We start from the raw sequence: 24,689 nt of genomic DNA on the forward strand, positions 1-24,689 counted from the left end.
GCTACACTTAACGCTGGGCCTTAGCCGCCAGGAACGCGTTGATCTTTTTGGCAATCCACGGCTTGTCCGCCTTTAGCGCGAACTCTGCCGCCGTGAGCTTGAAGCCGCGATCCTTCAGCGTGGCGTCGGCGCCTCGCTCCAACAGCAACGCCACCACCTGCTCCGCGCCTTCGCGCGCCGCCATCATCAACGGCGTCATCCCGGACGGCGATTCGGCGTCGATGTAGGCGTGCTGCTCCAGCAGGATGTTGGTGATCTCCACACTCCCGGCCGCGGCCGCGTAATGCAACGCGGTCCAGCCCTTTTGATTGACGTGCGCGCCGCGCTTGATCATGTCCAGCACCACCGGCTTATTCTGGCGGAATGCCGCCATCATCAACGCGGTGTTGCCGTTGGGCGCCTTGGCTTCCAGGTCGATACCGGGCTGATCCATAAGCACGGTGGCGACCTTGACCGCGTCGTGCCGCATCGCCAGGATCAGGCCGGTCTCGCCGCTCGGGTCGCGAACGTTGGGATTGAGGCCGCGCGCCAGCACTTTCTTGACGCCCCCGACATAGTCGACCTGCACGGCGCGGAAGAAGTCCACCTCTTCGTCCGTCTGATCGGCGGCGAAGGCCGGCAGGGCCGCCGCAACGGCAAGCACTCCCAGCAGGAAACGGCGGCGAGCTGTCTGTAGAATCAACATGAGCTTTTTACGCCACGACGTTGAATAATTTGAAGAAATTGGCGGACGTCTGTTCCGCCACTTGCTCCACCGGTACGCCTTTGAGCTTGGCGATATATTCGCCGACGTGGGCGACGAAGCCGGGCTCGTTCATCTTGCCCCGATGCGGCATCGGCGCCAGATACGGCGAATCGGTCTCGATCAGAATGCGCTCCAGCGGCACTTCCAGTGCCACCGCCTGCAAGTCCTTCGCGCTTTTGAAGGTGACGATACCCGAGAACGAAATGTAAAAGCCCATATCGATGGCCGCGCGCGCCACTTCCAGCGATTCCGTAAAGCAGTGCATGACGCCTGCGACGCCGCCGGCCTCGGTGCCGGCGCCCTCCTCGCGCATGATGCGGATGGTGTCCTCGCTGGCCGCGCGCGTGTGAATAATCAAGGGCTTACGCGTGATTCTTGATGCTTTGATGTGCGTGCGAAAACGCTCGCGCTGCCACTCGAGGTCGCCCTGCAGGCGGAAGTAATCCAGGCCGGTCTCGCCGATGGCGATAATTTTCGGATGGTTGGACAGTTCGACCAACTGCTCAACGCTAGGTTCGGGCGTGTCTTCGTAATCGGGATGCACGCCGCACGAGGCGTAAATGTGCGGGTATTCCTTGGCCAGCGCCAGCACTTGTGGGAAATCCGGCAAGTCGACCGATACGCACAACGCGTGGGTCACCTTGTTGTCGGCCATCTTGGCCAGGATCTCGGGCATGCGAGCAGCCAGCTCGGGGAAATTAATATGGCAATGGGAGTCGATAAACATGGCGATATTGTACCCCGGACGGGGCAGGCGCATCGGCGCGGCACTTCGCAAAAACGCCTACAAGGTATGCGTGGCGCGCGACGACCTCAGCGCGGCGCCAAGGATTTCCTCGATCCGCAGCCGCGCGCGCTGCCCGCTCTCGTCGTCGGGGAAATGCACGCCGATGCCCTGCGCCTTGTTGTTGTGTGCGCCGGGCGGGGTGATCCAGGCCACCTTGCCGGCGATCGGATATTTGTTGGGGTCGTCCATCAACGCCAGGATGAGGTAGATTTCGTCGCCCAGCTTGTACGGCTTTTGCGTCGGCACGAACATCCCGCCGTTCTTGAGGAAAGGCATGTAGGCGGCATACAGCGCCGCCTTTTCCTTAATTGCCAGCGACAACACCGTCGGCCGCGCGATGGGCGCGGCGTTCGGGTCGACGGGACTGGCAGCGGACATGGCTTACCTTTCAGGCAACGCAGGCGGTATAGTCGAGCAACATATCCTCCAAGAACAGCTTGGGCGACAGCGGATGGTCGGACGTCGCGCGGCGCTCGTTGGCGCCCTTGATCGCCGCCAACAGCTTGCTCACGTGGATTTTGTCCGCCAGCCCGGCCAGCTCTTTCTGGTAGCGGGGATAGTAACGAATGTTACCCGCCAGTTTGTAGGAAAACAAATCATAAAGCCAGCGTTGCAGCCAAGATACCTGCGCGCTCAGCGGCACCTTTTGAAGTTTATCAGCCACTTTCAACGCGCCTTCGACGCTTGGGCGCGCCAGCAGTTGCAGCAACACTTCCAAGTCGTCGCGGTTGCCCGTCTCGGCCTGCGCCATCGCCGCCAGCGGCGCGCCGCCCTGCTCGCGCAGCCAGCTGTCGGCGTCGGCCACGCCCTGCGCCTTGAGCCAGGCCAGCGCCTCGGCGTGGCTCGGCATCGGCAGCGCGAACTTGCGGCAACGCGACAGGATCGTCGGCAATAGCCGGTCGAGGCTGTTGGACGCCAGCAGGAACACCGTGCCCGGAGGCGGTTCCTCCAGCGTCTTCAGCAAGGCGTTGGAGGCCGGCATGTTGAGCGCCTCGGCCGGATACAGCACCACCACGCGCAGACCCTGGCGGTGGGTCGAGATGTTCATGAAATCGGCCAGATTACGGATCTGCTCGATCTTGATTTCCTTGGACGGCGCCTTGGCCGACTTGGCCGACTTCTTGGTCTCGGCCTCGCCTTCCTCGCCCCCTTCGGCGGAAGGCTCGTCCTCCAATGCCTCAGGCCGCACGCGGCGGTAGTCCGGATGGTTTTGCTGCGCGAACCAGCCGCACGAGGCACACTGGCCGCAGGCGTGGCCGTCCGGCAGTACCGCCTCGCACAGCAGCCCCTGGGCGAAGCGTTCGATAAAGTCGGACTTGCCAATGCCGGCGGCGCCATGGAAGAGGATGGCGTGCGGCATGCGCTGGCGCAGCTGTTGCAGCTGGGTCCAGGACGATTCTTGCCACGGATAGATCGTATTACTCATTATATTCAGATACTTAGGTGGCGCGTTTAAAGTAGATCGTCAAGTATTGCGCTGATCTGCAACTGGATATGCGCGATCGATTGCGTCGAATCGATCACGCGGAAACGCTCGGGAAACTGGGTTGCGCGGCGCAGATACTCGTTGCGGGTGGCGGCGAAGAAATCGGCCTTCTCCTGCTCGAACTTGTCCAGCGCGCGGGTGGCGTCGAGCCGCGCGCGCGCCACTTCCAGCGGCACGTCGAACAGCAACGTCAGGTCCGGCTGGAGATGCGGATGCACCCACTGCTCCAGCGCTTCCAGCTTGGCCAGATCCATGCCGCGCCCGCCGCCTTGATAGGCAAAGCTGGCGTCGGTGAAGCGGTCCGAGATGACCCAGGCGCCGTCTGCCAGCGCCGGGGCGATCACCTGCGCGATATGCTCGCGGCGGCTGGCGAACATCAGCAGCGCCTCCGTTTCCAGGTGCATTTTTTCATGCAATACCAGTTCCCGCAGCTTTTCGCCCAGCGGCGTGCCGCCCGGCTCGCGCGAGCTGACCAGCGCAATGCCGCGCGACTTGATGTATTCGCTGACGAATGCGATGTGGGTCGACTTGCCGGCCCCGTCTATGCCTTCGAAGGTGATGAATTTGCCGCTGTGTTGCGTGGCGCTTTGTTGAGTCATGTGGTTATCGTTGGTACTGATTCACTGCCCGGTTGTGGTCGGTCAGGTTATCGGAAAATTTGCTGGTGCCGTTGCCGCGGGCAACAAAATACAGGGCCTGCGACTTGGCGGGCGCCAGCGCCGCGGCCAGCGACTGCACACCCGGCAAGGCGATCGGCGTCGGCGGCAGGCCGTTGCGCGTGTAGGTATTGTACGGGGTGTCCGTCTCCAGGTCCTTTTTACGGATATTGCCCTCGTATTTGGTGCCCATGCCGTAGATCACGGTCGGATCGGTCTGCAGCATCATGCCGATTTTCAACCGGTTGACGAACACGGCGGCGATCATGTTGCGCTCGGACTTTTGCCCGGTCTCCTTCTCGACGATGGAGGCCATCGTCAACGCCTCGTACGGATTCTTGTACGGTAACGCTGGATCGCGCTTTTCCCAGGCCGAGGCCAGGCGGTTGAGCATCATCGTGTGGGCCTGGCGATAGATTTGCAGGTCGCTGGCGCCCTTGGCGAACAGATAGGTGTCCGGGAAGAACAGGCCCTCGGGCTGCTTGTATTCGGAGGCGATGGCGTTCATCACTTCCTGGTCGCTGAGCGAGGTGGTGTCATGCTTGAGGCCGCGATGGGCGGCGATCGCCGCGCGCATCTGGCGGAACGTCCAGCCTTCGATGATGGTCAGCTGCTCCTGCGCGAACTCGCCGCGCACCAGCTGGTCGATCAGCTTGAGCGGCGTGGTGCCGGGCTTGAGCTCGTACGAGCCGGCCTTCAGGCGGCCGCTTTTATTGGTCACGCGGGCCAGCAGGTTGAACAGCAAAGGCCCCATCGGAATACCGGCGTCGGAGATTTGCTCGCCGGCCGCGTGGGCGCCGCTGCCCGGAATGATGGTGAAGGGTATCGGTTCAACGTCGCCGACGATAATCGGGGCCTGCGACCAGTACATGAAGTAACCGCCGCAGGCGATTGCCAGGAGAACGCAGAGTGTAATTATTTTTTTGATAAATGCCATTGTTCGAGCCGGATTGTAGGATCAACTGAAATCGGTACAGCTTGCCACTTCTCGGATCGGACCGCCAGCACCGCGTTTTGCACGGCATCCGACGCGATCTTCGGGACATCACTATAATGAGCCCGTAATGATAATGCTTTAATCGTCAAACTATTGGAAATTATGTCTTCTTGGAATGAACTTTTAGCACAGCCGGCCTCCCCGCTGACGCCCGTCGCGCTGGCGGTCGGTTTTGTCGCGCCCATCACGGACCAGGGCTTGATCGCGCTGGACGGCGAGGAAGCGGCCGGTTTCCTGCACAACCAGCTCACCAACGACGTCGAGCACCTCGGGCCGGGCGACGTGCGCCTGGCCGGTTATTGCTCGCCGAAAGGCCGTCTGCTGGCCTCGTTCCTGATGTGGCGCAACGAGACGACTATCTTCCTGCAATTATCGCGCGACATCCAGGTGGCCGTGCAAAAGCGGCTGTCGATGTTCGTTCTGCGCGCCAAAGCCAAACTCAGCGACGCCACCGAGGCGCCCGCCAACCAGGTCGTGCTCGGCCTGGGCGGCGGCCTGGCCGAAGCCGTGCTGCAAACGTGGTTCGACACCCTGCCCGCCAAACCGTTCGCCAAAATCGATCATCCGCTGGGCACGCTGCTGCGCGTGGCCGACGCCTTCGGCGCCGCCCGCTACCAATGGCTGCTGTCGGGCGAGGTCGCGCAAACGGTCGCGGTCGAACTGGCCGACCGGCTCACCGTCGGCGGCAACCAGGCCTGGCACCTGTCTGAAATCCACGCCGGCATCCCGCAGATCGCCAAGGCCACGCAGGAGCAGTTCGTCCCGCAGATGGTTAATCTGGAACTGCTGGGCGGAGTGAACTTTAAAAAGGGTTGCTACCCGGGCCAGGAAATCGTCGCCCGCAGCCAGTACCTCGGCAAGCTCAAGCGCCGCACCACCCTGGTCAGCATCCCCGACCCGGCGGCCGCCGCCGGCGCCGAAGTATTCGCCACGGCCGATCCCGAGCAGCCATGCGGCATGATCGTCAACGCCGCCGCCAACGGCAACGGCGGCGTCGACGCGCTGGTCGAAATGAAACTCGCCGCGATCGAAGCGGCCTCGGTCCGCCTCGGCTCGGCGCAGGGTCCGGCCCTGGCCTTCCTCGACATGCCGTACGTGCTGGACCCGCTCGACCTCTAGCATGGATCTCTATATTTATTATCAGGTCAAGGATGCCGACACGGCTTCCTTGCAGGCTGCGGTCGTCTCGATGCAGGCGGAGCTGTCGCGTGGGCACGGCGTCGCCTGCCATCTCAAGCGTCGTCCGGAAGTCAACGATGGCTTGCAGACGTGGATGGAAGTCTACGCCGCCACGCCTGCCGGTTTCGCGGCGGCGCTGGCCGACGCCGTCGAACGGGCCGGCCTGTCCGCCTGGACTAGCGGAGCGCGCCATACCGAAATGTTTACGGATTTAGTCCCATGTGCCTGATTGTTTTTGCCTGGCGGGTGATCCCGGCGGTGCCGCTGGTGGCCGCAGCCAACCGCGACGAGTTTTATCAGCGCGCCACTGCGCCGGCGGCGCCGTGGCCCGAGCATCCACAGATCTTTGCCGGCCGCGACCTGCAGGCCGGCGGCAGCTGGATGGGCATCACGCAACCGTCCGAGTGCGGCGGCGCGGCGCGCTTTGCCGCCATCACCAACATCCGCGCGCCGTCCGAGCACCGCGAGGACGCCCCGTCGCGCGGGCGGCTGGTGGCCGATTTCCTGGCAAGCTGCGTCACGCCGCAGGAGTACGTGGAGTCCATCCGCGACAGCGCCGGTGATTACAACGGCTTCAATCTGGTGCTGGGCGACCGCGACACGCTGATCTGGTTCTCCAACCGCGGCGACGGCGACCCGCGCAACGGCAAGCCGCTCGAACCTGGCGTGTACGGCTTGTCGAACGCGCTGCTCGACGCGCCGTGGCCGAAGGTAGTCAAGACCAAGGCGCAGTTCGCCAGTTTGCTGTGCCTGGGCGCACCGGACGAAGCGTTCTTCGAAATGCTGGCCGACACCGCGCCCGCGCCCGACCAGCGCCTGCCGGAAACCGGCGTGCCGCTGGACCTGGAGCGGATGCTGTCGGCGGTGCGCATCGAAAGCCCAAGCTACGGCACGCGCACCTCGACGGTGGTCAAGCTGTACGCCGACGCCCACGCCACCCTGCATGAGATGCTAATTCAATAACTCCGGGGTCAGGTCCACCATTTCTACACGGGCTCGTGCTTACGGCGTTGGCGACCCGGCGATGGCGGATTACGCTTCGCTAATCCACCCTACGTGATCAACTGGTTGTCGCTGTCCCAACCTATGCTAGAGTTTAATCGGGCGTATTAACGGGTCTTGGAGGGTCTTCTATGAAACGTGTAACCGGCATCGGCGGCATTTTCTTCCACGCAAAGGACCCGGTCGCGCTGCGCGCCTGGTACCGGCGGCATCTGGGCATCGACGTGCAGGATTGGGGTGGCGCCGCGTTCACCTGGGCCGATCAGGCCGGCAACCCTGCCAAGGGAAGCACCATCTGGTCGATCGGCGCGGCCGACAGCAATCAGTTCGCTCCCAGCGCTTCATCGTTCATGGTGAACTACCGGGTCGAAGACCTCACCGCGCTGCTCCAGCTCTTACGCGACGAGGGCTGCCATGTGCTGGAAAACACCGACGACTCGGAATACGGCAAGTTCGGCTGGGTGGTCGATCCGGAGGGAAACAAGGTCGAGCTCTGGCAACCTCCCGCCGGACAATAGCGCGCTTATTTGCGCTTATTTGCGCTTACTTGATATGAGGCGCCATCCTCTGGACCAGGGATAGCTGCGCGACCTTGTCATGCCGCGCCAGCGCGCTCAAAGAGTCGGCCGGCAGCGACGCGAACAGCACCCGGCGCCGGGTATCGGCGTCGGCGCAGCCCAGGCGCTGTAACTCGCCCGCCTCGTCCGGCGTCAGGTGCGACCGCAGCCGCACCGAGACGTCGACATTGCCCTCTTGCGGCCGCACCAGCGCCAGGCTGAGGGCGGCGTCAAACTTCGTACCACTCATGATCTATACCTTGATCAAGCCATATCCCCACTTTATATCATGCGCGCCGGCGGCCGAATCGGGCACGGCCGAATTTTTCTTCAACCACGCCTTGGCTTGCGCCGGCGTCGCCTTCGGGTTGCTTTCCAAGAACAGCGCCAGCAGGCCGGTGACCACGGGCGAAGCCATGCTGGTGCCCGCCATCACCCGATAGCCCTGGGCGATCACATCGTTTTTATCGACGCTGGAGGCCGACGACAGGGCTGACGCGATCATCGCGCCGGGCGCGGCGACGTCGGGTTTAAGGGCGCCGCCGCGCAGCGGCCCCGGGCTGCTGAATTCGGATATCGTGTCCGGCGCCAGGCCGACCGATTGCGGAGCGCCCGAAATATCGATCCACTGGTTGCGCGAGGTGTAGGAGGCGACCGTGACGACGTCCTTGCCGGAACCTGGCGAGCCGACCAGCGTATCGAAGACCGGCGCCAGCATCTCCGCCGAACCGTAGCGCTCCTGGTCGCTCAACAGCCAGACATCGACATCGGCAGCCGCGCCCGACTTGCGCCGCACCTCCACCTTCCACAGGCCGCCCTGCACCGCGCCCTGCCCGGACACCTCCACCAGGAATTGCCGGTCGCCGCCCGGCGCCAAGGATTCCGGCGTCGAGATGACCACCTGATCGCTGCCCAACATGGTCGTCTTGGCGGCCGGATCGGTGCCGAGCAGACCTTGCCACGGCGTCGCCGCGCCGGTGGAGCTGATGACCCGCACCTCGCATTTGGTTTTGCCCGAGTACCAGCCGTTGATCAGGAACCATGGCGCCGACAGGTTGGACCGCTTCGGCTGCACTTTGATCTCGAAACGCACGGCCTGGGCGGAATCGACCTTCTGCCGCGCATGGATCGGATCGCCGCCCTCGTTGCCGGCCGCCGCCACCACCAAGCGGCCGGGGCCGCATTCATCGCTGATCCCGACGCTGGTGTCGTCCTCGCCGTCGTGGCCGTCGAAGTGGCCGCCCAAACTGAGGTTGACGACGCACGGGCGCCCGAGCTTTTTGGCCTCGTCGAAGATCCAGCGGACGGCTTCGACGATCGCGCTGTTCTGGAAATTGGTCTTGACGATGAGCAGGTCGGCGCCGCCGGCGATGCCGCTGAACGGCGCCACCGCGCCGCTGGCGATGCCGGCCACATGGGTGCCGTGGCCGTGCATGTCCGCACTGGCGTCCATCGACGCGCCCGTCAGCACGCGGCCCAGCTTGCTATAGCCGGTTCCGGGGCCTTCGCCGGCGATTTCCTGGTCCCAAATTTTCAGGATGCGGCCGGCGAAGGCCGGGTGGTTGACATCGATACCGGTATCGACGACGCCGACGATCACGCCCTCGCCGGAGACTTTATTCTGGGCGCGATATTCCGGCGCGCCGACCAGCGGCCCGGCGATATCCATCAGCGGGCGCAAACGCCTGGGCGCCGACACGCGCTCCACTTTTTCATCCTGCGCGAACTCCATCAGCTTGGCCGCCGGCACCAGCGCCGTCATCACCTCGCCGGAGCCTTTGACGAGCTTGATGCCGGCGACCGATTTGGTCTGCGGATCGGTACAGCGGACCAGGACGTGGTAAATCGGCGCCAGGTTCGGCACGCGTTTTCTGACCGACAGCAAATTCGGCGCGCCGGTCACCTGTTCGGCTTCGCTCGATGCCAACAAAACGGCCAGGCTGGCCGACATCTTGTTTTTTCCGCCGACCGCGGACTTGGATTTGCTCGCCATATTCGCCCTGTCTTAAAGTGTTAAAGATAAGACATACTGTACAACATTGGCGAGCTAAGCATCAATCGCGCGCAGGCGCATAGGCGCGCAGATACTGCGTGCTGAGCAGCTTGCGGTCGATCTTGCCATTGGCGTTGCGCGGCAGGCTGGCGTCGGCCACGACGATCTTATGCGGCAGCATGTAGTTGGGCAGGTGCGGCTTGAGCGCGGCCAGCAGGCGCGCCTCGTCGAGCGCGCGCCCGTCGCGTACCGACACCACCACCAAGATCGCCTGGCCCAGCACGGGATGCGGCACGCCCAGCGCGGCCGCCTCGGCCACCTCGGCCTGCGCGTACAGCACCGCTTCCACCTCGTTCGGACTGACCCGGTAGCCGGACGTCTTGATCATCTCGTCGGCGCGGCTGATGAAATACAGGAAGCCGTCCTCGTCGCGGCGCACGGTGTCGCCCGACCACACCGCCATCTCGGGCAGCATCAGGCCCGTCAGCGGCGAGCGGTAGGGTTTGAAGCGCTCGGCGGTGCGCGCGGCGTCGTTCCAGTAGCCGAGCGAAACCAGCGGTCCCCGGTGCACCAGTTCGCCCGCTTCGCCGGGCGCGCATTCGCTGCCGTCGGGCCGCAGCACCAGCACCTCGGCGTTGGGGATGGCCTTGCCCATCGAGTCGGGACGCCGGTCCAGCTCGGCCGGCGGCAGGAAGGTGGAACGGAACGCCTCGGTCAGGCCGTACATCAGATAGGGCGTGGCGGCCGGCAGCCTGGCGCGCAACCGGTCGAGCGTGGCGCGCGGCATGGCGCCGCCGGAATTGGTGAGGTAGCGCAGGGTACACGGCGTCGGCCAATCGAGCGCGGCCAGCTGCATCCACAGCGGCGGCACGCCGGCCAGGCCGGTGATGCGCTCGGCGATCACGGCGGCGGGCACGTCGCGCGGCAGCAAGTGGTTGATCAGCACCGCGCAGGCGCCGCTGAGGAAGGCGGTGGTGAGCTGGCTCAGGCCGTAGTCGAAACTGAGCGGCAGCACGGCCAGGATGCGGTCCTCGGCCGTGTTGCCCAGATAGCCGGCGACGCTGGCCGCGCCGGCCACCAGGTTGCGGTGCGACAGCACCACGCCCTTGGGCTGGCCGGTGCTGCCGGAGGTGTACAGGATGGCGGCGACGTCCGACTCGGTGATACGGCGCGCCGGCAAGGTCGCGGTGTCGGCCCCGGCGGCGTCGGCTTGCGCCAGCGCCCGTTCCCAGTCGAGCACCTTGATCCGGCCGATATCGGCGCACGGCGCGGCCGCGCGCGCCGCCCCCAGCGCCAGCACCGTTTGCAGGCTGTCGCAGCCGCCCAGGCCGGGCGCCAACTGGCGCAGCCGGTCGGCGCTGGTGACCAGCACCCGGACGTCGCAGTCACGCAGGATGTAGGCGACCTGTTCGGGCTTTAACAAAGGATTGACGGGGACGAACACCATGCCGGCAGCGGCGGCGCCGAACAGCGCGGCGACGTGCTCGATGTTCTTTTCCATGTAGACGGCGACCCTCTCGCCGCGCCGCGCGCCATGCGCCCGCAGCGCCGCGCAAGTGCGTGTGGTCAGGATCGCAAGTTGCTCGTAGGTGAGGCGCCGGGCGCCGTCGACCAGCGCTTCGGAAGCGGGTGCGCGCTCGGCCGAGCGGAAAATAAACTCGTGCACCAGATAGCTCGTAGCACTGCCCATATCACCCTCTTTTGCAGGTTTTTTGCGGAAAGGCCGGCTCGGCCGGCGGCGCGCAGGACGACTCGGAAGCGAACGGAGAGTCCCCTCCGATCTTAGCGGCCTGGCGCGCGCGTAGCATGTCGAATGTCAATCGGCATGCCGGTTTCCAAGCGGTCGCCGACGGCCCGGCTTTTTTTGCTGCCAAACCAGCTTTATGAGCATTTGTTTGCGCTAGGTCGTCCCAAGGGACCTGAATTCCATGGCAAGGTGATGGGGCGCATCCCCCAAAACCGTCTACGGAGTATTCAATGACCGACATGACGACCGAAGCGTTCTTTCTGCCCGCAAGCACGGACGCCGGCGGGCTACGCTATTGCCTGTACCAGCGGGCGGCCGGCGCATGTCGTGGCGCCTTGGTCTATGTACCGCCCTTTGCCGAGGAAATGAACAAATCGCGGCGCATGGCCGCCTTGCTGGCGCTGGAACTGGCGCGGCAAGGCATCGCCACCTTGCGCATCGACCTGCACGGCTGCGGCGACAGCAGCGGCGATTTCGCCGACGCCCGCTGGCGCCACTGGCGCGACGACGTCGGCCTCGCCAGCGCGTGGCTGCAACAGCGCAGCGGCCACCGCCCGGCCCTGCTCGGGCTGCGTCTGGGCGCGCTGCTGGCGCTCGATTACGCCGCCAGCGCCAGCCCCGCCTACGCGCCGGGTCACATTATCCTGTGGCAGCCGGTACTGGACGGCGCCACCTTTCTCACGCAATTTCTGCGCTTGCGCATGGCCGGCGCGATGATGAGTGCGACGGGCGCGGCCGGCAACACCACCGCCGCCCTGCGCGCGATGCTGGCGGCCGGACTGTCGCTGGAAGTCGCCGGCTACGAACTTTCCGCGGAACTGGCGCAGGCCATCGATGGCCTGAAGCTGGCGCCGCTCGGCCGCGCCGGTTGCGCGCTGCACTGGTTCGACATTGGCCCGCCGGCGCGCGCGCCCTCCCCCGCCACGGACCAGGCGCTGATAGCGCTGCGCCAGCGCGGCGCCGAAGTCGCCATGACCCGGATCGCCGGCCCGGCCTTCTGGGGCAGCCAGGAAATCGCCACCTGCCAACCGCTGCTGGAGGCGACCGCCGCGCTCGCGCGGTGGCTGGCGATGGAGCTCGTCGATGCGCTATGACGAACACGCCGTGGCCTTTCGTTGCGGCGGCGAGCAACTTCACGGGGTACTCAGTCTGCCCGGACAGCCGTCACCGCGCGGCGTGCTGATCATCGTCGGCGGCCCGCAATACCGCGCCGGCAGCCACCGCCAGTTCACCTTGTTGGCGCGCACGCTGGCGGCGCGCGGCATTCCGGTGCAACGCTTCGATTACCGCGGCATGGGCGACAGCGATGGCGCGCAGCGTGACTTCGGCGATGTCGACCTCGACGTGCGCGCGGCCGTCGACCACTTCATGGCGGCCGTGCCCGGCCTGCGCGAAGTGGTACTGTGGGGCCTGTGCGACGGCGCCTCGGCCGCGCTGTTTTACGCCAGCCAGGACGCGCGCGTGCGCGGCTTGGTACTGCTGAACCCGTGGGTGCGCACCGAAGCCGGCGCGGCGCGGACCACACTCAAGCATTATTACCGTGGCCGCCTGTTGCAGGGCGCGCTGTGGCGCAAGCTGTTCAGCGGACGGTTCGACGCCGGCGCCGCCTGGCGCTCGCTGCGCCAGCTGATGGCCGCCAGCGGCGCGGGCGGCAAGCCAGCGGCCGATGCCGGCCAGGTGCCGGCGGACCTGCCGTCGCGCATGCTGGCGGGCTGGTCGCGCTTCAAAGGGCCGGTGCTGCTCATACTGAGCGGCGCCGACCTGACCGCGAAGGAATTCACCGACCTGGCCGACGCCTCGCCCGCCTGGCAAACGCTGCTCGCGCGCGCCGGCACCACTCGACACGAACTCGGCGAAGCCGACCACACATTCTCGCGTCGCGTATGGCGCGACCAGGTCGCCGACTGGACCGCGAACTGGGTGCACACATGGTAGCGACGGCGCCATCCAAAAAAGTGTTGATGATCGCTTTCCACTATCCGCCGATGCGCGGCAGCAGCGGCATCCAACGCACGCTGAAGTTCTCGCAATACCTGCCGGAATGGGGCTGGAAGCCGGTGCTGTTGTCGGCGCATCCGCGCGCCTACGGCAACCGCGGCGACGACCAGATGGGCGAGATCCCCGCCGGCGTTCCGGTGTGCCGCGCCTTCGCGCTCGACACGGCGCGCCACCTGTCGCTGCGCGGCCGCTACGCCAGTCTGATGGCGCTGCCGGACCGCTGGGTGTCGTGGCTGTTTGGCGCGGTACCGGCCGGGCTGCGGCTGCTGCGCCGGCATCGTCCGCAAGTGCTGTGGTCGACCTACCCGATCGCCACCGCCCACCTGATCGCCTACGTACTGCAACGCCTGTCGGGCCTGCCGTGGGTGGCCGACCTGCGCGATCCGATGACCGATGTCGGCTATCCGGAAAATCCGCTCACGCGCAAGGCCTACCTGTGGATAGAGCGCCGCACGGTCGAGCGCTGCACGGTGGCCGTGTGCACCACCCCGGGTGCCGTCAAGGCCTACCGGCAACGCTTTCCGCACCTGCCCGCCGAACGCTTCCGCCTTGTGGAAAACGGCTACGACGAGGACAATTTCCTCGACGCCCAGCGCGATGGCGTCCCCAACGCGCCGTCGCCGTCCGCCGGGCGGCCGCTGGTGCTGCTGCACAGCGGCGTCATCTATCCATCGGAACGCGATCCGGCGCCCTTGTTCGCCGCCATGGCCGCGCTGCGGCGACAAGGCGTGATCGGCCCGGGCGCCTTGAAGCTGCTGCTGCGCGCCACCGGTCACGACGCCTTCCTGGCCGGATTGCTGGCTAAATATGGACTGGACGACATGGTGAGCATCGCGCCGCATCAGCCTTACCGCGCCGCGCTGGCGGAAATGCTCACCGTCGACGCGCTGTTGATACTTCAGGCGTCCAACTGCAACCACCAGATTCCCGCCAAGCTATATGAATACCTGCGCGCCGGCCGCCCGATCCTGGCGCTGACCGACGCCGCCAGCGACACCGCCGCCACGCTGCGCGCGTCCGGCATCGAAACAATCGCCGCGCTCGACTCCGAGGAGAACATCATGCAAACACTGCCACGTTTCCTGGCATTGGTGCGGGACGGCAAGGCACCGCTGGCGCCCGCCGCCGTAGTCGCCGCCCATTCCCGCCACGCGCGCAGCGCCGCGCTGGCGCAGTTGCTCGACGAGGTGGCCGGCGCTACGGGGGCGGTCAAGGCCGGCGCGGCGGCAGCGTGACGCGCGAGCCGCCGGTCGGCGCCGCCGGCGTCGTGCTGTGGCGCCTGCTGGCGCCGATACCGCTGGCGCTGCTGATGGCGCTGCTGATCCACTATCCTTTCCGGCCGCTGGCCGCCGCGCTGGCGGTAGCCGCCTACGCGGCGCTGCTCTGGTGGCGCCCGGCCCTGTGGCTGCTGCTGGTGCCGGCCGCGCTGCCATGGCTGGACCTGGGCACCTGGACCGGCTGGTTCTATGTCGATGAACTCGATCTGATGCTGATGGCAACGGCGGCGGTCGGCTACTGGCGGCTGGCGCCCTGCGAACGCACCGGCAGGCTGCCTACGGTCGCTAAGCTCTTGCTCGCCGCCGTGATCGCCGCCACCGCCATTGCCGCCGTTCGCGGCCTTCTTCCGCTACCGCCGTTGGACCTGAACGCCTTCGTCAGCTACAACAGCCACTACAACAGCCTGCGCGTGGCCAAAGGCCTGGCGTGGGCCTTGGTACTGTTGCCGCTACTGACCCGCAGCGTGGGTCCCGAACTGTCCGGCCTGCGCACATTGCTGACGCCGGGCATGCTGCTCGGCTTGTGCTGCACAGCGCTGATCCAGGGCTGGGAGCGCTGGTTGTTTCCCGGCCTGCTCAACTTTTCCACCGACTACCGGCCAACGGCGTCGTTCTCGGCCATGCACACCGGCGGCGCCGCGCTCGACGCCTTCCTGGCGCTGAGCTTCCCGTTCGTGGCCTGCTGGCTGCTGGGTCCGACCAAACACTGGCAGCTGGGCGCCGCGCTGGTGCTGCTAATGATGGGCCTGTTCACCGGTTTCACCACCTTCTCGCGCGACGTCTGGCTGGCGTATGCCGCCTCCGGCGTCGTGATCGGCTGCCTGGTGGGCGGTCCGCAACTGGCCGCCGGCAAGCTGCGGCCGGGCGTGCTGGCGGCGATGGCGGTGCTGCTCGCGGTGATCAGCGCGTTGCTGATGCGCTCGTTCGCCACCGGCGGCTACCGCACGCTGGGCGCCTTGCTCGTATTGCTGGGCGCGACCCTGCTGACGGGCGGGCTGCCGCGCGCCGCCGGCTGGGCTCTGCGGCCGCGCTACCTGGTGTGGGCCGGCGCTGCCGCCGCCGCGTTGCTGTTGCTGGATCTGGCCCTGTTCCTCGCCCTGCGCAAGCTCACGGTGCCGGGCTGGGCAAAGGCGCCCTATCTGTCGCTGGCGGCGGCAGGCTTTGCCGCCGGGCTGGCCGGCATCGCCGCGCTGGCCGGTCCGCGCGCGTGGCGAGAGCACGCCACCGCGTTGGCGCTGGGCGCCTACCCGGCCCTCGCGGTCGCCTGCCTGCTGGTGGCGCGCCACTGGGGCGGCATGCCGGCCGCACTGGACGCGGCCTGGGTGGTTGGACTGGGCGGCATGATCTGCGTCACCAGCCTGCTGTTCCACCAGCCGCTATGGCACATCGGCCGCGCCAGCGTCACCTTTGGGGCGGGCGCGGCGGCGCTGCTGGCGATGGCCATTCCGGTGCTGGGCAGCTCTTACATGGGCGAGCGCATAAGCACGGTCGCCCAGGATTGGGAGCTGCGCACCCGCCATTGGGACGAGGCCTTGCAGATGATGCCGGACGACTTGCCGACGGCTTTGCTCGGCGCCGGGCTGGGAAGTTATCCGCGCACCTATTATTGGGGCAATACTTTGGGCATCCGCCCGGGGAGTTTTCGCTACGAAACCGACCTCGCCGGCAACAACTACCTGCGAATGGCCGCGCCGGTGCATCCGCGTGGCTACAGCGATGTGCTGCGCCACATACAGCATGTTCGCCTCGAGCCGAATACCAACTACCGGATTTCGCTGGACGTCAAACGCGGCGATCCCAAGGCTGTCGTGTGGCTGGCCGTTTGCGAGCGGTGGCTGCTGTATCCGCAAAACTGCGTGTCGCCCGGACGCAAGCCGACGCCGGCGGACGGCCGATGGCAACACTTCGATCTGGACTTCTACAGCGCGGGCATGGGGCAGCGATGGGGATTACCGGTGCAGCTGGAACTGGCCAGCGGCGGCCAGGCCGGCATTGTCGATATCGACAACGTCAGCGTGCGGGCGCGCGATGGCGGCCCGGAGTTATTGCGCAATGGCGACTTCACGGCCGGCCAGGCGGGCTGGTTCTTCACCAGCGACCGCGATCACTTGCCTTGGCATATCAAGAATTTTTACATCCACACCTACTTCGAGCAGGGCTGGCTGGGGACCGTGGCGATGGGCTTGCTGCTGGTTTATGCGGCCGGACGGATGGCGCGCAGCGCCTGGCACGGCCGGGTGGAGGCGGCGGTGTTCCTGGCGGCGCTGACCGGCGCATTGGTGGTGGGCGTGTTCGACAGCCTGTTCGATGTGCCGAAGGTGCAGTTGTTGTTCATGTTGCTGCTGGCGGCGGGCCTGATGCGGCCGCGCCGGACTATCACGCCTTAGGCGAAGATGTAGCGCATGTTGATGTGGGCGATACCGGCTTCGAAAAACTCGTCGCCTTCGATCGCGAAGCCGTGGCGCTGGTAGAACGGGGCGGCGTGCGACTGCGCGCTGAGCACGACTTGGCGGTCGCCGCGCGCCCTGGCCTGCGCCATCAGCGTTTGCAGCAAGGCGCCGCCGACACCGGCGCCGCGTCCGCTCTTGCGCACCGCCATGCGGCCGATGTGGCCGTCCGGCAGCAGGCGTCCGGTGCCGACGGGCGTGCCGGCGGCGTCGTAGGCGACCGCGTGGAGGCAGACCGCGTCCATGGCGTCCATCTCCAGCTCCGCGGGAACCTTTTGTTCCTCGACGAAGACTTCAAAACGGATCATCCTGGCGTCTTCCTGCAGGACGTTCCAGTCCCCGGAACGAATATCGTATTGTGCGTGGTCGGTCATAGGCGTGGCATCTGATTGGCTGATCCCGGATTGTCGCACGCGAGATGCCGTTCGAGGAAGTCCACGAACACGCGCACCTTGGCCGAGCCGGCGAGCCGTTGCGGGTAGACCGCCCAGACATTGGCTTCCTGTGTGTACGCCGGCAATATCTGCACCAACTGGTCGCGGTCGAGATGCGCTTGTGCGTCCCAGCGCGAGCGCAGCACGATGCCGGCGCCGGCCACCGCCCACTGCAATGCGATCTCGCCATGGTTGGTCGATAGTGGGCCGTTCACCTTGACCACGCCCTCCTCGGCCGCACTGCGCAGGCGCCAGACGCCGAAGGGCAAATCGCGCTCCTTGATCGGCAGGCAATCGTGCTCCTCCAGCTCGCGCAGGGTTTGCGGCGTGCCCCGTCGCGCCAGATACGCGGGCGACGCGCACAGGATGCGGTGGTTGGTCATCAGCCGCCGGGCGATCAGCTGCGGCGCGATCGCGTCGCCGATGCGGACGTCGATGTCGAACCCTTCGCTGACGATGTCGACCAGACGATCGAACACCTCCAGCCGCACCTGCAACTCGGGATGGTCGGCCGCCAGTCCGGCGATGGCGGGCGCGACGACATTGCGCCCGAAGCCGAAACTGCTGCTGACGCGCAACTGGCCGCGCGGCACGCCTTGCCGCTCGGCGAGCTCGTCGAACAGGCCGTCCAGGCTCGCCAGTATCGCCAGCGTCCGCGCGTAGACTTGCTCGCCATCGTCGCTGACGACCACCCGTCGGGTTGTGCGGTGGAACAGGCGCACGCCCAGCGCCTGTTCCAGCATGCCGATCCGCTTGCTGACGTAGGCCGGCGACATGCCCAGCTCCTCGGCGGCGGCGACAAAGCTGGCCTTGCGCACAACCGTGGCAAACACGCGCAAATCGCTGTTTTCGATATTCTTAGTCACGTTCATTATTCACACAACGTGTTTTATGGGATCACAATTAGACACATTCTAAACCAGCCGCGGCGCGATATGCTGGCAGTCATCGGCTAACGGAGGAAAAACAATGAAAACGCACAAGATCGCAGTCATCGCTGGCGACGGCATCGGCAAGGAAGTCATGCCCGAAGGCATACGGGTGGTCGAGGCGGCCGCGAAGCGCTTCGACATCGGCATCGAATGGACCACGTTTGAGTGGGCCAGCTCCGACTACTACGTTGAGCACGGAAAGATGATGCCCGACGACTGGTTTGAACAGCTCAAGGGCTTCGACGCGATCTTCTTCGGCGCCGTCGGCTGGCCGGAGACCGTGCCGGACCATGTTTCCCTGTGGGGCTCGCTGCTCAAATTCCGTCGCCAGTTCGACCAGTATGTCAACCTGCGGCCGGTGCGCTTGATGCCCGGCGTGCCTTGTCCGTTGGCGAACAAGAAGCCGGGCGACATCGATTTCTACATCGTCCGTGAAAATACCGAGGGTGAGTATTCCTCGGTCGGCGGCAAGATGTTTGAAGGCACGGAGCGGGAATTCGTGTTGCAGGAGTCGGTCTTTACGCGCACCGGCGTCGATCGCGTGCTGAAGTACGCTTTCGAGCTGGCGCGGAGCCGGCCGAAGCAGCACTTGACGTCGGCAACGAAGTCCAACGGGATTTCGATCAGCATGCCGTATTGGGACGAGCGTTTTGCAGCGATGGGCGCAGGCTATCCCGAAGTCCGGCGCGACCAGTACCACATCGATATTTTGTGCGCGCGGTTTGTATTGTCGCCGGAGCGGTTCGACGTGGTGGTGGCGTCCAATTTGTTCGGCGATATCTTGTCGGACCTGGGGCCGGCATGCACCGGGACGATCGGGATCGCACCATCGGCCAATTTGAATCCGGAGCGGACCTGGCCGTCGTTGTTCGAGCCGGTGCATGGATCGGCGCCGGATATCTATGGAAAAAACATCGCCAATCCAGTGGCCATGATCTGGTCGGGCGCGATGATGCTGGATTTCCTGGGTGCCGGCGAGGGCAAGTACCGGGCGGCGCATGATGCGATTGTCGCGGCGATCGAATCGTGTATTCAGGACGGCGCGCGGACGCCGGATTTGGGCGGAACGGCCGATACGACGGGCGCGGGCAAGGCGATCGCGGCGGCGTTGAGGTGATTGTCGGGTCGCGGGCGGCGCTGTGGCGGATTACGCTTCGCTAATCCGCCCTACGTGGATCCTGGTTTACGCACCGTGCCGATTCTCCGCGAACACGTAGCATGCAGACCAGCGTCTCCGGCATGGCCAATTTCCGCGCCAATCGCCCTACTTTGCTGCAATGACGCCGCAGGCCAAACGGGCGCCGGAATTGCCGGTCGGCTGGGTCACCATGTCGTCCGGCGCCGCGTGGACGATCACCGAGCGGCCGACCGCGTTGGCCGGGTTGCCGTCGGTCAGGTTGATCTGCGTCAGCGGCACCGTCACATCGAGCTCGGCCACGCCCTTGTCGTTGGCGTTCAGGTTGCCGAAGTCGCCGCCGTGGTGCGCCGCCTTGGCCGGATCGCCGTGCTGCGTCGTCGACGGGTTGAAGTGGCCGCCGGCACTGGTGCCGTCCGGCGCCGAGCAGTCGCCCTTTTCGTGAATGTGGAAGCCGTGCAAGCCGGGCGTCAGTCCTTCGATGCGGGCCTTGACGCGCAAGCCGTCCTTGCCTTGCTCGAAATTCACGACGCCGCTGACCTTGTTGCCGGCGGTGGCCTTCAACGGCGCCTCGGCGGTCGTACTCGCGGCAAAGGCGGTCGATGCCGCCATCAGGGACAAACTCATCATGCAGCGCACTAGGGCGATCTTCTTCATATATTTCCTATCTTCAAGAGAGTACTTCGGGTACGTCAAGCAAGGTCTAGGCTACCGCTTATTGGTCGGATCGACAACAGTCGTAATGTAGAGTGTGTGAAACAATTCACCTATCAACAAATCACGATCAAATCAGCTTGACCAGCTGCTTGCCGAAATTCCGCCCTTCCATCAGGCCGATGAACGCGTCCGGCGCCGAGGCCAGTCCCTGCGCCACCGATTCGCGATACTTGAGTTTGCCATCGGCGACCAGCTCCCCCAGCTCCTGCAAGCCCTGCGACCAGAAGTCCATGTGCTCGGTGATGATGAAGCCGCGCAAGGTCAGACGATTGATCAGCAGCATGCGCGAGTTCTTGATCGACAGATCTGCTCCGGCGAAACCGGCGATGATGCCGCACAACGCGATGCGCGCGAAGGCGTTGGTGCGCGCCAGCGACGCATCGAGCACCGCTCCGCCAACGTTTTCGAAGATGCCGTCGACGCCATCCGGCGTTGCCGCCTCCAGATCCCGTTCCAGGTTGCCGGCCTTGTAATCGATGCAGGCGTCGAAGCCCAGTTCATCGACCACGTATGCGCATTTCTCCGCCCCGCCGGCGATGCCGACCGCGCGGCAGCCGCGCAGTTTGGCCAACTGTCCGACGACGCTGCCGACCGCGCCGCTGGCGGCCGAAACCACGATCGTTTCACCCGGTTTGGACGCCATGATCTGGTTGAAGCCGTACCATGCCGCCATGCCGGGCATGCCGACCGCGCCCAGATAAGCCGACAGAGGGATGCCGGAAGGATCGAGCTTGCGCAGCATGGCGCCGTCGGAAACGCCCATTTCGCTCCAGCCAAGCACGCCGCCGACGAACGCGCCGGCCTGATAACGCGCATTGCGCGACGCCAGCACTTGGCCGACAGTGCCGCCGATCATGGTTTCATCGAGCGCCTGGCAATCGGCGTAGCTTTTGGACGCGCTCATGCGCCCGCGCATATACGGGTCCAGCGACAGATAGTGGTTGCGGATCAACACCTGGCCGTCGGCCAACTCCGGCACGGGCACCGTCTCCAGGCGGAAGTTCTCGGGCAATACCGGGCCGCGCGGACGCGAGGCGAGGACGATGCGCTGGTAGGTCGAAGGAATATCCATTTACACCTCGTAGTCCATGCATTGGCGCTGATCGCGCACGGCGCCGAAGAACGGCTTGATCGCCACGTGGTCCGGGTGTTCCTGATAGGCGTCCAGCGCGGCCTTGTCGGTGAACTCGGAATACAAAATCACATCGTAGGTCGCCTCCAGCCCCGGCTGCGCCAGCGCCGCCTCGAACTTCAGGATGCCCGGCACCAGAGCGGCGCAACCATCGAGCATTGCTTTCATCTTGGCGGCATTGGTGGCACGGTCGCCGCCTTCGGCGTGTTCTTTCAGTTTCCACATCACGATGTGTTTCAGCATTTTTATCCTTTGTTAGAACCACGCATCCTGCATATCGAGCGTGGTGGTGTCCACGCTGGCCAGCAGCTCGAGCTGCTGCGCCACCTTCGGCAGCTCCCAGCGGTAGAAGAAGCGGCAAGCCTGCAGCTTGCCTCGGTAAAAGCTGACATCCGCAGCGTTGGCGTCGGCAAGCGCACGCGCCGCCAGGAATGCCTGCTGGAGCCAGATCCACGCCAGCACCACGTGGCCGACCGCTTCCAGATAGGCGCTGGCGTTGGCCAGCGTCTTGTTCATGTCGCCGACAGCATACAGGCTCTGCGTGACTTGTTCCACCCTCTGCCATGCCGTATCGAGCACGTCGGCGTGCGCCAGCAGTTCGGCGGCGATGTCATCGGCCGCTTCGGCCGACAGGTGTGCGCTGGCCGCGTGGACTGCGCCGGGCGCGCCGATGCCGCCGCGCACCTTGCGCACCGTGCGCCGCAACTCGGCGCCGAAGGCCTTGAACAGCGCGCCGTCCTGCGTCGCCACTTTCCGGCCCAGCAAATCCAGGCCGTGGATGCCGTGCGTGCCTTCGTGGATGGCGTTGAGGCGGTTGTCGCGGTAGAACTGTTCGACGTTGTATTCGCGCGTATAGCCGTAGCCGCCGTGCACCTGGATCGCCAGGCTATTGGCCTCGACGCACCATTGCGACGGCCACGACTTGGTGACCGGCGTGAGGAAATCGAGCAAGCGGCCGGCGTGTTCGCGCGCTTCCGGCGTTTCGGCGGTGTTCTGCTCGTCGACCAGGCGCGAGCAATACAGCACCAGTCCCAGCGCGCCTTCGACGTAAGCCTTCTGCGCCAGCAGCATGCGCCGCACGTCGGTGTGTTCGATGATGGTCAGCTGCGGCTGGGCCGGGTCCTTCTGCGCCGGATGGCGGCCTTGCGGGCGGTTGCGCGCGTAGTCAAGCGCGTGCAGATAGCCGGTGTAGCCCAGCACGGCCGCGCCGAGGCCGACGCAGATACGCGCGTCATTCATCATGTGGAACATATTGGCCAGCCCCTGGTGGGCGGTGCCGACCAGATACCCGACCGCCCCGCCTTTGCTCATCGGCTTGAATTTGCCCTCGCCGAAGTTGAGCAGGCAGTTGGTGGCGCCGCGATTGCCCATCTTGTGGTTCAGGCCGGCCAGCACGACATCGTTGCGCTCGCCCCGGCTACCATCCTCGTTGACCAGGAACTTGGGCACGATGAACAGCGAGATGCCTTTGACGCCTGGAATCAGCTTGCCGTCCGGGCCGGGTATCTTGGCCAGCACCAGATGGACGATGTTGTCCGACAGCTCGTGCTCGCCGGCCGTGATCCACATCTTGTTGCCGCTGAGGCGGTACTGGCGTTCGCCATCCACGCCGTTGACCGGATCGGGTTCGGCGCGGGTGGTGATGTCCGACAGGCTGGAGCCGGCCTGCGGCTCGGACAGGCACATGGTGCCGAAGTAGCGGCCGGCGAACATCGGATCGGCGAAGCGCCGCACCTGCTCCGGCGTCCCGCACTTGAGCAAGGTGCCGGCGTTGCTCGTGGTCAGGAAGGTGTAGGCCGTGGTGCTGACGTTGGCGGCGGTGAAGTAGCACGCCAGGGTCTTTTCCACCACGCACGGCAGCTGCATGCCGCCGCGCTCGTAGTCCTGACCCGACGCCATCAGACCCGCCGCCGAGTAGGCGTCCAGCGCCACCTTCACGTCGGGAATCATCTTGACGTTCAGGCAGTGCTCGCCGGGCACCGCGTGCGGCTCCTGGCTGTCGCTTTTCTTGTTGTGCGGCTCAAACAGATCGGCGGCCAGCTGCTCGGCCGTGTCGATGGCGGCGTCGAAGGTTTCGCGGTTGTGGTCCCGGAAGCGCTCGCGGTTAGTGAGCGATTCCACGTCCAGCCATTCGTACAGCATGAAGTCGATGTCGCGGCGCGACAGCAGTTTCGATGCCATGGGCTCAGACCACTTCGAACAGGCCGGCAGCGCCCTGGCCGCCGCCGATGCACATCGTCACCACCACATATTTGACGCCGCGCCGTTTGCCTTCCAGCAGCGCGTGGCCGGTCAGGCGCGCGCCCGACACGCCGTACGGATGGCCGACGGCGATGGCGCCGCCGTTGACGTTGAGGCGGTCCATCGGAATGCCCAGCTTGTCCGCGCAATACAGCACCTGCACGGCGAAGGCCTCGTTCAATTCCCACAAGCCGATGTCCTCGACCTTGAGCCCGGCCTTCTTGAGCAGCTTGGGAATCGCGAACACCGGGCCGATACCCATCTCGTCCGGTTCGCAGCCAGCCACGGCGAAGCCACGGAAGATGCCCAGCGGTGCCAGCCCCTTGGCGGCGGCCGTCTGCGCGCTCATGACGATGGCCATCGAGCCGCCGTCGGAGAACTGGCTGGCGTTGCCGGCGCTGATGACGCCGCCCGGCACGGCGCTGCGGATCTTGGCCACGCCTTCGTAGGTGGTGTCGGCGCGGATGCCTTCGTCGGCCGAGATCGTCACTTCGCGGCTCAGCAGCATGCCCGATTCCTTGTCGGCCACGCCCATCACCGTGGTCATCGGCACGATTTCGGCGTCGAACAGCCCTGCGGCCTGGGCGGCGGCGGCGCGCTGCTGGCTTTGCACGCCGTACTGGTCCTGGCGCTCGCGGCTGATGTTGTAGCGCTTGGCGACCGTCTCGGCCGTTTGCAGCATGGGCCAGTACAGCTCCGGCTTGTGCTCGGACAGCCACACTTCCTTATACATATGGGTGTTCATTTCCTGCTGCACGCAGGAGATCGACTCGACGCCTCCGGCGGCGTAGATATCGCCCTCGCCGGCGATAATGCTTTGCGCGGCCGTGGCGATGGTTTGCAGGCCCGACGAGCAGAAGCGGTTGATGGTCATGCCGGCGGTGGTGACAGGGCAACCGCCGCGCAGCGCGATCTGGCGGGCGATGTTGCCGCCGGTGGCGCCTTCCGGATTGGCGCAGCCGACCAGCACGTCCTCGACCTCGCCGGGCTCGATGCCGGCGCGCGCGATCGCCGCCTGCAACACATGGCCGCCCAGGGTGGCGCCGTGCGTCATGTTGAACGCGCCCTTCCAGGATTTGGCAAGCCCGGTGCGGGCGGTCGAAACGATGACGGCATCTATCATGGATATCTCCTGTGGATTATTTTAGTCGGGCCAGAATAGCATATTTAGTACGACCGTTCTTAATTCAATTTGTCAGTTTGGCGTAAGTTTGAAGCAAGCATGAC

The 24,689-nt window shown here is 65.5% G+C and carries 25 protein-coding genes; 9 read left to right on the top strand and 16 right to left on the bottom strand.

Features of this window, described 5'->3' with window-relative positions; translation table 11 throughout:
• Positions 1 to 7: 7 nt before the first annotated feature.
• Genes NHH73_16865 through mltG form a run of 6 tightly spaced genes read right to left on the bottom strand, consistent with a single transcriptional unit; the run spans position 8 to position 4,611 of the window.
• Entirely contained in the window at positions 8 to 685 is a 678-nt protein-coding gene (locus tag NHH73_16865) for an ankyrin repeat domain-containing protein (GenBank protein USX24299.1), read from the bottom strand.
• Between the two features lie 7 nt (positions 686 to 692).
• Entirely contained in the window at positions 693 to 1,472 is a 780-nt protein-coding gene (locus tag NHH73_16870; GenBank protein USX24300.1) for a TatD family hydrolase, read from the bottom strand.
• A gap of 57 nt (positions 1,473 to 1,529) precedes the next feature.
• A complete protein-coding gene (locus NHH73_16875) occupies positions 1,530 to 1,910 on the bottom strand; it encodes a PilZ domain-containing protein (GenBank protein USX24301.1) in 381 nt (126 codons plus the stop codon).
• Between the two features lie 10 nt (positions 1,911 to 1,920).
• The gene (locus NHH73_16880; GenBank protein USX24302.1) at positions 1,921 to 2,958 is read right to left on the bottom strand and encodes a DNA polymerase III subunit delta'; all 1,038 of its coding nucleotides are present in this window, start codon (positions 2,956 to 2,958) and stop codon (positions 1,921 to 1,923) included.
• A gap of 26 nt (positions 2,959 to 2,984) precedes the next feature.
• Positions 2,985 to 3,617: a dTMP kinase gene (gene tmk, locus NHH73_16885; protein USX24303.1), complete on the bottom strand. Its 633-nt coding sequence runs from the start codon at positions 3,615 to 3,617 to the stop codon at positions 2,985 to 2,987.
• A gap of 4 nt (positions 3,618 to 3,621) precedes the next feature.
• Entirely contained in the window at positions 3,622 to 4,611 is a 990-nt protein-coding gene (gene mltG, locus NHH73_16890) for an endolytic transglycosylase MltG (protein ID USX24304.1), read from the bottom strand.
• 162 nt (positions 4,612 to 4,773) lie between these two features.
• Here mltG and NHH73_16895 point away from each other — a divergent pair, with 162 nt between their 5' ends.
• The 4 genes from NHH73_16895 (at position 4,774) to NHH73_16910 (ending at position 7,370) form a co-directional block, all read left to right on the top strand.
• The gene (locus NHH73_16895; GenBank protein ID USX24305.1) at positions 4,774 to 5,790 is read left to right on the top strand and encodes a folate-binding protein; all 1,017 of its coding nucleotides are present in this window, start codon (positions 4,774 to 4,776) and stop codon (positions 5,788 to 5,790) included.
• 1 nt (position 5,791) lies between these two features.
• The gene (locus tag NHH73_16900; protein USX24306.1) at positions 5,792 to 6,079 is read left to right on the top strand and encodes a DUF4936 family protein; all 288 of its coding nucleotides are present in this window, start codon (positions 5,792 to 5,794) and stop codon (positions 6,077 to 6,079) included.
• Complete coding sequence (locus NHH73_16905) at positions 6,070 to 6,813, top strand: NRDE family protein (protein ID USX24307.1); 744 nt, start codon at positions 6,070 to 6,072, stop codon at positions 6,811 to 6,813. The genes NHH73_16900 and NHH73_16905 overlap by 10 nt, the downstream gene beginning before the upstream one ends.
• A gap of 170 nt (positions 6,814 to 6,983) precedes the next feature.
• The gene (locus tag NHH73_16910; protein ID USX24308.1) at positions 6,984 to 7,370 is read left to right on the top strand and encodes a VOC family protein; all 387 of its coding nucleotides are present in this window, start codon (positions 6,984 to 6,986) and stop codon (positions 7,368 to 7,370) included.
• A 25-nt stretch (positions 7,371 to 7,395) separates the two neighbouring features.
• On the opposite strand, the gene NHH73_16915 is transcribed toward NHH73_16910, so the two are convergent.
• From NHH73_16915 to NHH73_16925, 3 genes are all read right to left on the bottom strand, one after another.
• Entirely contained in the window at positions 7,396 to 7,659 is a 264-nt protein-coding gene (locus NHH73_16915; protein USX24309.1) for a hypothetical protein, read from the bottom strand.
• Positions 7,660 to 7,662: 3 nt separating this feature from the next.
• Positions 7,663 to 9,402, bottom strand: a complete 1,740-nt coding sequence (locus tag NHH73_16920; GenBank protein ID USX24310.1) for a S8 family serine peptidase — start codon at positions 9,400 to 9,402, stop codon at positions 7,663 to 7,665.
• A 61-nt stretch (positions 9,403 to 9,463) separates the two neighbouring features.
• Positions 9,464 to 11,092: an acyl-CoA ligase (AMP-forming), exosortase A system-associated gene (locus tag NHH73_16925; GenBank protein ID USX24311.1), complete on the bottom strand. Its 1,629-nt coding sequence runs from the start codon at positions 11,090 to 11,092 to the stop codon at positions 9,464 to 9,466.
• A 287-nt stretch (positions 11,093 to 11,379) separates the two neighbouring features.
• Here NHH73_16925 and NHH73_16930 point away from each other — a divergent pair, with 287 nt between their 5' ends.
• The 4 genes from NHH73_16930 to NHH73_16945 are packed head-to-tail and all read left to right on the top strand — an operon-like array spanning position 11,380 to position 16,811.
• Positions 11,380 to 12,243: a hydrolase 2, exosortase A system-associated gene (locus tag NHH73_16930; protein USX24312.1), complete on the top strand. Its 864-nt coding sequence runs from the start codon at positions 11,380 to 11,382 to the stop codon at positions 12,241 to 12,243.
• On the top strand, positions 12,233 to 13,084 hold the full coding sequence (locus NHH73_16935) for a hydrolase 1, exosortase A system-associated (protein ID USX24313.1): 852 nt from the start codon (positions 12,233 to 12,235) through the stop codon (positions 13,082 to 13,084). The genes NHH73_16930 and NHH73_16935 overlap by 11 nt, the downstream gene beginning before the upstream one ends.
• Before the next feature lie 26 nt (positions 13,085 to 13,110).
• On the top strand, positions 13,111 to 14,382 hold the full coding sequence (locus tag NHH73_16940; GenBank protein ID USX24314.1) for a glycosyltransferase: 1,272 nt from the start codon (positions 13,111 to 13,113) through the stop codon (positions 14,380 to 14,382).
• Positions 14,379 to 16,811, top strand: coding sequence for a hypothetical protein (locus tag NHH73_16945; protein ID USX24315.1), 2,433 nt, complete (start codon positions 14,379 to 14,381; stop codon positions 16,809 to 16,811). Before NHH73_16940 ends, NHH73_16945 begins: the two co-directional genes overlap by 4 nt.
• Here NHH73_16945 and NHH73_16950 read toward each other — a convergent pair.
• The gene (locus NHH73_16950; GenBank protein ID USX24316.1) at positions 16,808 to 17,245 is read right to left on the bottom strand and encodes a GNAT family N-acetyltransferase; all 438 of its coding nucleotides are present in this window, start codon (positions 17,243 to 17,245) and stop codon (positions 16,808 to 16,810) included. The two genes, NHH73_16945 and NHH73_16950, sit on opposite strands and share 4 nt — an antisense overlap.
• A complete protein-coding gene (locus NHH73_16955) occupies positions 17,242 to 18,177 on the bottom strand; it encodes a LysR substrate-binding domain-containing protein (protein USX24317.1) in 936 nt (311 codons plus the stop codon). Before NHH73_16955 ends, NHH73_16950 begins: the two co-directional genes overlap by 4 nt.
• Positions 18,178 to 18,274: 97 nt before the next feature.
• On the opposite strand from NHH73_16955, the gene NHH73_16960 reads away from it, so the two are divergent.
• Positions 18,275 to 19,354 carry a tartrate dehydrogenase gene (locus NHH73_16960; GenBank protein USX24318.1) on the top strand — a complete coding sequence of 360 codons (1,080 nt, stop codon included), beginning with the start codon at positions 18,275 to 18,277 and terminating at the stop codon, positions 19,352 to 19,354.
• Positions 19,355 to 19,501: 147 nt separating this feature from the next.
• Here the strand turns inward: NHH73_16960 and NHH73_16965 are convergent, their stop codons facing one another.
• The 5 genes from NHH73_16965 to NHH73_16985 form a co-directional block, all read right to left on the bottom strand.
• Complete coding sequence (locus NHH73_16965) at positions 19,502 to 20,029, bottom strand: superoxide dismutase family protein (protein ID USX24319.1); 528 nt, start codon at positions 20,027 to 20,029, stop codon at positions 19,502 to 19,504.
• Between the two features lie 127 nt (positions 20,030 to 20,156).
• Complete coding sequence (locus tag NHH73_16970) at positions 20,157 to 21,155, bottom strand: NADP-dependent oxidoreductase (GenBank protein ID USX29641.1); 999 nt, start codon at positions 21,153 to 21,155, stop codon at positions 20,157 to 20,159.
• Between the two features lie 6 nt (positions 21,156 to 21,161).
• Positions 21,162 to 21,464, bottom strand: coding sequence for a Dabb family protein (locus tag NHH73_16975; protein USX24320.1), 303 nt, complete (start codon positions 21,462 to 21,464; stop codon positions 21,162 to 21,164).
• Between the two features lie 12 nt (positions 21,465 to 21,476).
• On the bottom strand, positions 21,477 to 23,402 hold the full coding sequence (locus NHH73_16980; protein USX24321.1) for an acyl-CoA dehydrogenase: 1,926 nt from the start codon (positions 23,400 to 23,402) through the stop codon (positions 21,477 to 21,479).
• A gap of 4 nt (positions 23,403 to 23,406) precedes the next feature.
• The gene (locus NHH73_16985; protein ID USX24322.1) at positions 23,407 to 24,585 is read right to left on the bottom strand and encodes an acetyl-CoA C-acyltransferase; all 1,179 of its coding nucleotides are present in this window, start codon (positions 24,583 to 24,585) and stop codon (positions 23,407 to 23,409) included.
• Between the last annotated feature and the right edge of the window lie 104 nt (positions 24,586 to 24,689).

The sequence above is a fragment of the Oxalobacteraceae bacterium OTU3CINTB1 genome (assembly GCA_024123955.1).
Lineage (GTDB): Bacteria > Pseudomonadota > Gammaproteobacteria > Burkholderiales > Burkholderiaceae_D > Rugamonas.

Bases quoted from the DNA above. Each gene is read 5' to 3' on its own strand.
- NHH73_16865 (USX24299.1), bottom strand. From the start codon at position 685: ATGTTGATTCTACAGACAGCTCGCCGCCGTTTCCTGCTGGGAGTGCTT.
- NHH73_16870 (USX24300.1), bottom strand. From the start codon at position 1,472: ATGTTTATCGACTCCCATTGCCATATTAATTTCCCCGAGCTGGCTGCT.
- NHH73_16875 (USX24301.1), bottom strand. From the start codon at position 1,910: ATGTCCGCTGCCAGTCCCGTCGACCCGAACGCCGCGCCCATCGCGCGG.
- NHH73_16880 (USX24302.1), bottom strand. From the start codon at position 2,958: ATGAGTAATACGATCTATCCGTGGCAAGAATCGTCCTGGACCCAGCTG.
- tmk (USX24303.1), bottom strand. From the start codon at position 3,617: ATGACTCAACAAAGCGCCACGCAACACAGCGGCAAATTCATCACCTTC.
- mltG (USX24304.1), bottom strand. From the start codon at position 4,611: ATGGCATTTATCAAAAAAATAATTACACTCTGCGTTCTCCTGGCAATC.
- NHH73_16895 (USX24305.1), top strand. From the start codon at position 4,774: ATGTCTTCTTGGAATGAACTTTTAGCACAGCCGGCCTCCCCGCTGACG.
- NHH73_16900 (USX24306.1), top strand. From the start codon at position 5,792: ATGGATCTCTATATTTATTATCAGGTCAAGGATGCCGACACGGCTTCC.
- NHH73_16905 (USX24307.1), top strand. From the start codon at position 6,070: ATGTGCCTGATTGTTTTTGCCTGGCGGGTGATCCCGGCGGTGCCGCTG.
- NHH73_16910 (USX24308.1), top strand. From the start codon at position 6,984: ATGAAACGTGTAACCGGCATCGGCGGCATTTTCTTCCACGCAAAGGAC.
- NHH73_16915 (USX24309.1), bottom strand. From the start codon at position 7,659: ATGAGTGGTACGAAGTTTGACGCCGCCCTCAGCCTGGCGCTGGTGCGG.
- NHH73_16920 (USX24310.1), bottom strand. From the start codon at position 9,402: ATGGCGAGCAAATCCAAGTCCGCGGTCGGCGGAAAAAACAAGATGTCG.
- NHH73_16925 (USX24311.1), bottom strand. From the start codon at position 11,092: ATGGGCAGTGCTACGAGCTATCTGGTGCACGAGTTTATTTTCCGCTCG.
- NHH73_16930 (USX24312.1), top strand. From the start codon at position 11,380: ATGACCGACATGACGACCGAAGCGTTCTTTCTGCCCGCAAGCACGGAC.
- NHH73_16935 (USX24313.1), top strand. From the start codon at position 12,233: ATGCGCTATGACGAACACGCCGTGGCCTTTCGTTGCGGCGGCGAGCAA.
- NHH73_16940 (USX24314.1), top strand. From the start codon at position 13,111: ATGATCGCTTTCCACTATCCGCCGATGCGCGGCAGCAGCGGCATCCAA.
- NHH73_16950 (USX24316.1), bottom strand. From the start codon at position 17,245: ATGACCGACCACGCACAATACGATATTCGTTCCGGGGACTGGAACGTC.
- NHH73_16955 (USX24317.1), bottom strand. From the start codon at position 18,177: ATGAACGTGACTAAGAATATCGAAAACAGCGATTTGCGCGTGTTTGCC.
- NHH73_16960 (USX24318.1), top strand. From the start codon at position 18,275: ATGAAAACGCACAAGATCGCAGTCATCGCTGGCGACGGCATCGGCAAG.
- NHH73_16965 (USX24319.1), bottom strand. From the start codon at position 20,029: ATGAAGAAGATCGCCCTAGTGCGCTGCATGATGAGTTTGTCCCTGATG.
- NHH73_16975 (USX24320.1), bottom strand. From the start codon at position 21,464: ATGCTGAAACACATCGTGATGTGGAAACTGAAAGAACACGCCGAAGGC.
- NHH73_16980 (USX24321.1), bottom strand. From the start codon at position 23,402: ATGGCATCGAAACTGCTGTCGCGCCGCGACATCGACTTCATGCTGTAC.
- NHH73_16985 (USX24322.1), bottom strand. From the start codon at position 24,585: ATGATAGATGCCGTCATCGTTTCGACCGCCCGCACCGGGCTTGCCAAA.